This is a genomic window from Calditrichota bacterium, from assembly GCA_014359355.1.
GTDB lineage: Bacteria > Zhuqueibacterota > Zhuqueibacteria > JANLFK01 > Oleimicrobiaceae > Oleimicrobium.
Genome location: JACIZP010000263.1, coordinates 1 through 6,789 on the forward strand (window position 1 = coordinate 1; position 6,789 = coordinate 6,789).

At 61.9% G+C, this 6,789-nt stretch carries 7 protein-coding genes; all 7 read right to left on the reverse strand.

Going from position 1 to position 6,789, the window contains the following annotated elements; translation table 11 throughout:
• Window positions 1-527, reverse strand: a 527-nt coding sequence (locus H5U38_11635) for a hypothetical protein (GenBank protein MBC7187674.1), incomplete at its 3' end; no start/stop codon positions are given.
• Between the two features lie 22 nt (window positions 528-549).
• The gene (gene hypE, locus H5U38_11640) at window positions 550-1,557 is read right to left on the reverse strand and encodes a hydrogenase expression/formation protein HypE (protein MBC7187675.1); all 1,008 of its coding nucleotides are present in this window, start codon (window positions 1,555-1,557) and stop codon (window positions 550-552) included.
• Window positions 1,550-2,674: a hydrogenase formation protein HypD gene (hypD, locus tag H5U38_11645; GenBank protein MBC7187676.1), complete on the reverse strand. Its 1,125-nt coding sequence runs from the start codon at window positions 2,672-2,674 to the stop codon at window positions 1,550-1,552. The genes hypE and hypD overlap by 8 nt, the downstream gene beginning before the upstream one ends.
• Entirely contained in the window at window positions 2,671-2,892 is a 222-nt protein-coding gene (locus H5U38_11650; protein MBC7187677.1) for a HypC/HybG/HupF family hydrogenase formation chaperone, read from the reverse strand. The genes hypD and H5U38_11650 overlap by 4 nt, the downstream gene beginning before the upstream one ends.
• A 55-nt stretch (window positions 2,893-2,947) precedes the next feature.
• Complete coding sequence (hypF, locus tag H5U38_11655) at window positions 2,948-5,257, reverse strand: carbamoyltransferase HypF (GenBank protein MBC7187678.1); 2,310 nt, start codon at window positions 5,255-5,257, stop codon at window positions 2,948-2,950.
• Between the two features lie 60 nt (window positions 5,258-5,317).
• Entirely contained in the window at window positions 5,318-6,250 is a 933-nt protein-coding gene (locus H5U38_11660; GenBank protein ID MBC7187679.1) for a bifunctional enoyl-CoA hydratase/phosphate acetyltransferase, read from the reverse strand.
• Between the two features lie 15 nt (window positions 6,251-6,265).
• Window positions 6,266-6,789, reverse strand: a 524-nt coding sequence (locus H5U38_11665; protein ID MBC7187680.1) for a DUF1189 family protein, incomplete at its 5' end; no start/stop codon positions are given.

Genomic DNA, 6,789 nt, shown 5'->3' on the forward strand with positions numbered 1-6,789 from the left:
AAGACCTTGGCACGGATCCTATCCTTCTCGCCGATGGACACGTGCAGCAGGTGACTCTTGAAAGCTGCCATGAGCTCTCGCACGAAAAGGCACTCGCCCGTCTGCACCACCGCGATGGTTGGCACGCCAGAAGTCAGGCATGTCCATATTGCTTCCTGGAAAAACAGGGAATCTCTTTCCATGCAGCCTATCTCATCCATCACTACCAGCTCGGCACGCTGCCGGGCTCTTTCGACAACTTGAGCGCCGAAGGAGTCGAACACACCGCGGTCCACGGTGAAAGGGCCACCACGTGGCGCCCGCGACTCGGGCACCCTGCTGGCAAAAAGCATCCTCTCGCCCGTCAGCAGATCGACAATTTCGTATCCTATCCGATGCCCCGAGGCGGAAACGGCCTCCGTGGCGAAGCCACCCACCGCACAGCGTACGTGCGCCAGCACAGAGCGCACCAACGAAGTCTTACCCGCCCCCTTTTCCCCGGTTAGCAGAATAACTCGAGGGGACGGCTTCTGGTGTAGGGATTGCATCGGTAATCCAGGGACCATGAATTCAACAGATGCGGGGGAGTTGCTCGCCCACCAACATGTCAAGAATGCGGTGCCCGCCGATGGCCGTGCGCAGGAGCACCCTGCCCTTGCTCTCTTTGGCGACCTTGCCTATGATGGCCGCTTGCCGCCCAAGTGCGTGGGAGTGGAGGCAAGCAATTGCCCGTTCGGCGTGGGCGACCGGTACGAAAACGATCATCTTCCCTTCATTGGCCACGTAGAGCGGATCAAAGCCTAACAGCTCGCACGCTCCTTTCACCTCATCGGCAACGGGGATGCGCTCCTCCTCGATGACGATCTCCACGCCTGAGGCACGGGCGATTTCGTTGAGCGTGGTTGCTACTCCCCCCCTGGTCGGGTCACGCATGGCATGGACCTCCACGCCGCAGGCGAACAACCCCTCGACCAGGTGGTTGAGCGGCGCCACGTCCGAGCGCAAAGCACCCTGGAGGCTCAGGCCGGCGCGCGCGGCCATCACTGCCATGCCGTGGTCGCCAATGGTACCAGTGACGATGACCGCATCGCCGACGCGGGCACCGCTGCCAGTAGGTGGCTGTTCCACCAGCAATGTGCCAACGCCGGCTGTGGTGATGAACAGCTTGTCTGCGGCCCCGGCGGGCACCACCTTGGTATCGCCCGCCACTACCGCCACTCCCGCTTCTCTGGCTGCTGCCGCCATCGAGGCGAGCACCTGTTGCAACTCAGCAACGCGCAGGCCTTCCTCGATGATGAAAGCCGCGCTGATGGCCACAGGTCGCGCCCCCTGCGCGCTAAGGTCGTTCACCGTGCCAGAAATGGCCAGGCGCCCGATGTCCCCGCCAGGGAAAAAAATGGGCTGCACCACGTAGGCGTCAGTCGTGAACGCTGTGCGAGAGCCGGAGAGTTGCAGCAGGGCGCTGTCATTCAGAGCAGCTAAAGCCGGGTTGTCAAAGTACGGCAGAAAGACCTCGCGGATGAGCGCATGGGTCAGCTGTCCGCCGCTGCCGTGAGCGAGCCTGATCACCTCATCCACCGACGCTCCCCTCCTCAGCGGGTGCCCCGTACTTGTAGCAGGCGGCGCACGTTCCTTCCGTCGACACCATGCATGCCCCGACCGGGGTCTCCGGTGTGCACACCGTCCCAAAGAGCGGGCATTCTCTCGGGTGTAGCAGTCCGCGCAGCACCTCACCACAGCGGCAGCTGGGATGCACCACCGTCTGCTCCGGCTCCACAATGATGTTGGCCTCAGCCTGGTGGGCCGCGTATTCCGCCCGAATTGCCAGCCCGCTCCCTGCGATCATTCCGAGCCCCCGCCACTCGGCATCGCACGGCTGGAACACGCGCTCAAGCAAGGCCAGAGCTCGCGGGTTGCCCTCCTCGCGCACCACACGCGTGTACTGCACCTCGATTGCCGCTCTTCCCTCAGCCACCTGTTCCACCAGCATCAGGATGCCCTGCAGGATGTCCAGCGGTTCAAAGCCCGCGATCACACCCGCCATGCCGTGCTTGGCTGCCAAGAACTGGTAGGGAACCACCCCGATGATGGCGCTCACGTGCGCCGGCAGGATAAAACCTTTCAGGCCCAGTCGCGCGTCAGCAGTGAGCGCAGCAAGCGCGGGGGGCATAACCTTGTGCGCGGAACTGACAAAGAAGTTGTCCACGCCCTTTGCAGCAGCCAGCTCGATGGCCGCAGCGACGGTGGGAGCAGTGGTCTCAAATCCGACTCCGAGGAAAACGACTTTTCGGCCAGGGTTCTGAACCGCCACCTCCACTGCATCCAGGGGTGAGTAGACCACGCGCACGTCAGCCCGCCTGCTTTTCTCTAACTCGAGGCTTGAACTGGAACCTGGGACGCGCACCATGTCGCCGAACGTGCACACCGTCACGTCCGGTCTGCGCGCGAAGGCGATGGCCCGATCTATGTAGTCGTTCGGTGTGACGCAAACAGGGCACCCCGGGCCGGATATAAGCACAATGTTCTCCGGCAGAAGCTGCCGTATGCCGTTCCGGTAGATGGCCATGGTGTGCGTGCCACAGACCTCCATGAGGCGCACTTCTGGCAGACCACGAGCCACTTCAGCGATGCGCCTGGCCAGTCCCCGCGCAATGGCGCCATCCCGGAACTCTTCTACAAACTTGACGCCGCTCACCCGCCTTGCACCCCAAATTCCTGCAGCAGACGAATGGTCTCCTGCGCCTCGGCTTCGTCCAGCACCTGAATGGCGAACCCGGCATGGACGATGACATAGTCCCCCACTTGCACGTCTTCAACAAGCTGCAAGCTAATGGAACGTCGGACGCCTGTGATCTCAGCCACAGCCATGTCGCCATTGATCTCGACAACTCGCATCGGCACACCTAAACACATTGCACGCGCCTCACCAATCAGTTTCGCATCAGCACAGTCCAAACCATCCGGTCGGTTACCACTTGCTCTGTCTTGCTGCCACAACGGCCTGTCCCAAGGCGATGCAGCCATCGTTGGGCGGCAGAAGACGGTGCGTCAAAACCTCAAAGCCGCGTGCGGCAAGAAGACGTGGCAAAAGCGTGGACAAGTAAGCGTTTTGGAAGCAACCACCACTCAAGGCCACGGTGCGCACGCCGGTCCGTTCGGCCAAGAGATTGCAGACCTGAACCAATGCCACACACAAGCCGGCATGGAAACGTCGGGAGATCGCCGCTGCTGTCTTCCCCGCCAACACATCCTCCACGGCTGCTCGCACCAGCGGTCGGTAGTCGAGCTCAAGCCCGTCTGCCGTCTCGACCACCGCAAGCGCGTAGCAGTCATCGGGTACACTTGCCCCAGCCGTGTCCATCTCCGTGGGCCAGGTACCCTGATACATCGCCATCTCCCATTCCATCGCCGCCTGCCCCTCGAAGGAGACCACCCTCCTTCCGCCTGCGATGGCTGCCACACCGTCGAACAGCCGGCCACAGCTGGTGGTGACTGGCGCATTTACTCCCGCCTTCATTGCCTCCAGTAGTGTACGGCAGGCGGACTGGGGAACTTCTCGGAACAGAGGGAGATCGAGCGTGTGCGCCTCCTCGCCGATGGCATCGTGGAGGTAGGCTAAGGCCATGCGCCACGGCTCGCGAATCGCTCTCTCGCTTCCTGGCATACGAATTGGCCGCATGTGACCCAAACGGGCAAAACGCCCGAGGTCTGCCAGCAGAAACTCGCCGCCCCAAATCGTGCCGTCGCTCCCGTAGCCAGTCCCATCCAGGGCAAGTCCGATCACCGGGCCGGCGCAGCGGTTCTCCGCAAGACACGCGGCGATGTGAGCGTGATGATGTTGAACGCCGACCAGCTTCACATTGGTCTGCTCAAGGGCCCAACGCGTCGACAGATATCGCGGGTGCAGGTCGTAGCCGATGATTTCCGGCTTCAGCTGGAGGATGCTCTCCAAGTGGGCAATCGCCTCTTCGAAAAATTGCATCGTCTCGGCGTTTTCGAGGTCGCCAATGTGCTGGCTGAGAAAAGCGTGGCGCCCGCGCACCAGGCAGACGGTGTTCTTGAGCTCGGCACCGCAACCGAGGACTGGCGGGCACTCATGGTCGAGAATCACCGGCAGGGGCACAAAGCCACGCGAACGACGCACGTGCAGCGCGCGGCCATCGAGGACGCGGAGGACTGAATCGTCGCTGCGCACCAGAATGTCGCGGTCGTGGACCAAGAAGTAGTCCGCTATGCCACGCAAACGACGCACCGCTTCGCCATTTTCCTTGGCAATGGGCTCCTCGGATAGATTGCCGCTGGTCATGACCAAAGCAAGAAAATGACCACGCAACAACAGATGATGCAGGGGCGTGTAGGGCAGCATCACGCCGACGAAGGCGTTGCCGGGTGCCACTGCCTCGGCGATGGGACAAGGTTCTCTCTTTCTGAGCAGGACAATGGGCCTTTCCCGCGACTCCAACAGCTCTTGCTCGGCACGGCTAACGAGGGCGAACTGCTGCACCGCCGCCAGGTCAGGCGACATCACGGCCAGCGGCTTTTCCTCGCGGTGCTTGCGCGCACGCAACCTGGCCACCGCCTCGTGATTGGTGGCATCCACCGCCAAGTGAAAGCCCCCCAGTCCCTTGACCGCCACCACGAAGCCGGCCCGCAATAGTTCAACCGCTGCAACAAGCACGTCGGGAGTGTCTACGGTTCGGCCGTCTGCATCAAGCAGCAAGAGGCGAGGGCCGCACACAGGACAGGCATTCGGCTGCGCATGGAAGCGCCGATCCAGCGGATCATCGTACTCCCTCTGGCAGTCCGGACACATGGTGAAACGCGCCATGCTGGTGTTCGAACGGTCGTAGGGGACATCGCCGGTGATCGTGAAGCGCGGGCCACAGTTGGTGCAATTGATGAATGGGTAGCGGTAGCGACGGTCGGCGGGATCGAAGAGCTCGCGCAAGCAGTCGTCGCACGTGGCCACGTCCGGCGAGATGAGGACCGAGCGCTCGATATCCGCTTCGCTGGCGATGATGGCAAAGCGATCAAAGCTGGTCGGTGGCAGTGGCTCCACGGTCATTTCCGTAATCTTGGCCAGCGGTGGCGGCGACTGCCTTATCTGCTCCACGAAGGCCGCAAGACTGCCATTGTCGCCCTGAGCATCCACCAGCACACCGTGTGCATCGTTGCGCACCGTGCCCAGGATGTGGTATTCATTCGCCAGGCGGTAGAGAAAAGGGCGAAACCCCACGCCCTGCACTACGCCGGCAATTCGTATTCGCGCCCGTTTCACTTGCGCCTTCTCGCCATCTACCCGTCCGGGTCAAGCCACTCGAAGCATTCTGCCTTGCGACTATGTCCGCCTGCCCTTGCAGACAAGGGCCCCCAACGCAACCGACATCAGTTTCGCATCGGCAGTATCCGAGCGCGAAGGGATGAGCACCGGAGCCTTCGCGCCCACGATCACATGCGCCAGCCGAAACCCGGCAAAGTACGTGGTGCTCTTGGCGAGCATGTTGGCCGCCTCGATGCCCGGACACACCAAAATATCCGCTTTCCCCGCCACCTCCGAGGAGATACCCTTAATCCGAGCAGCCTCCTCGCTCACGGCGTTGTCCAGGGCCAAAGGGCCATCGACGATGCAGCCCTTGATTTGGCCCCTTTGCCACATTTTGGTGATGATCGCCGCATCGACAGTAGAGGGCAACCCCGGAACCACAGTCTCTACCGCTGAAAGGAGCGCCACACGCGGCCTACTCATGCCGAGCGCATGGGCAACCTCGACAGCGTTCTGAATGATTTCCACCTTCTGATTAATGTCCGGGGCGAGCGTTACGCCGCCGTCGGTGATCATCAGCAGCTTATTGCCTGTGCGGCGCGGGTCTTCACACAAGAAGACGTCGCTCAGCAGACGGCCGGTACGCAACCCTGAGTCAGCGTCCAACACCGCTTTCAGCAGGGTCGCTGTCTTTGTCTTTCCCTTGAGAAGGATGTCGGCTTCCCCTTGCCGAACTGCTGCCACCGCCGCGCGCACCGCCTCTCCCTCATCGACGCAGGGACGAAGCGTCATGCTCTGAGGGAAAGGCCCACCGATCGTGTCCCACACTCTGCGGATCTCAGCCTCCGGCCCGAAAAGCAGGGCTTCGGCCAGTCCAACGCGGTCTGCTTCGTACAACGCCGAGAGCGCAGCTTCGTCCTCCGCCGCAGCGACTGCCACTCTCACTTTTCCCGCCGCCTTGGCAGCCTCCAGCAGTTCATCCAGAGACTTGATCTCCCTTTCCGGCATGCAGCGTTCTCCTGTCTACCTCGTTTCCACCGCCACGCCTCGATGGATTCTGATCACGGCGACTGCCAGCAAAAGACAGTAGCCTACCCAGAGCACCAACAGAAAGGAGCCAGAAAACAGGCCCGCCAGCAACACGACGCTCAAGACCACGGTGAAAGGAGTGAGCGCGTACACCGCCACGGCAAATGCGTCTTTGAGGCGCAGGGGGCCATGCCGTAGGGCATCCAGAAGAAGGACGTATCCCGCACCCAAGAGGGCGGCAATGAACCCCAGGACCAGGAACGCCACTGCTCCGCCCACCGCGAGCACTGCAATGCCCACCGTCAGCACCTGATTCAAGAGCGTCGGTGCGTTCTTTGGCGTGATGATGAGGGGCACCGAAGAACGGAGTGAATCAAACGCATAGCGGCGGACTCCGTGGCGGGTCTTCACCTCGACGCCCCTGTTCGTCACAAGCACGCTGGCAGCAGGAAGATCTTCCACCGTGGCAAAGGCACCTGTAGTGTCGACTACCACCTGCACCCCATTGTCAAGTTCTA

Coding starts and splice junctions, on each gene's coding strand:
- H5U38_11650 (MBC7187677.1), bottom strand. CDS start 2,892: ATGTGTTTAGGTGTGCCGATGCGAGTTGTCGAGATCAATGGCGACATG.
- H5U38_11660 (MBC7187679.1), bottom strand. CDS start 6,250: ATGCCGGAAAGGGAGATCAAGTCTCTGGATGAACTGCTGGAGGCTGCC.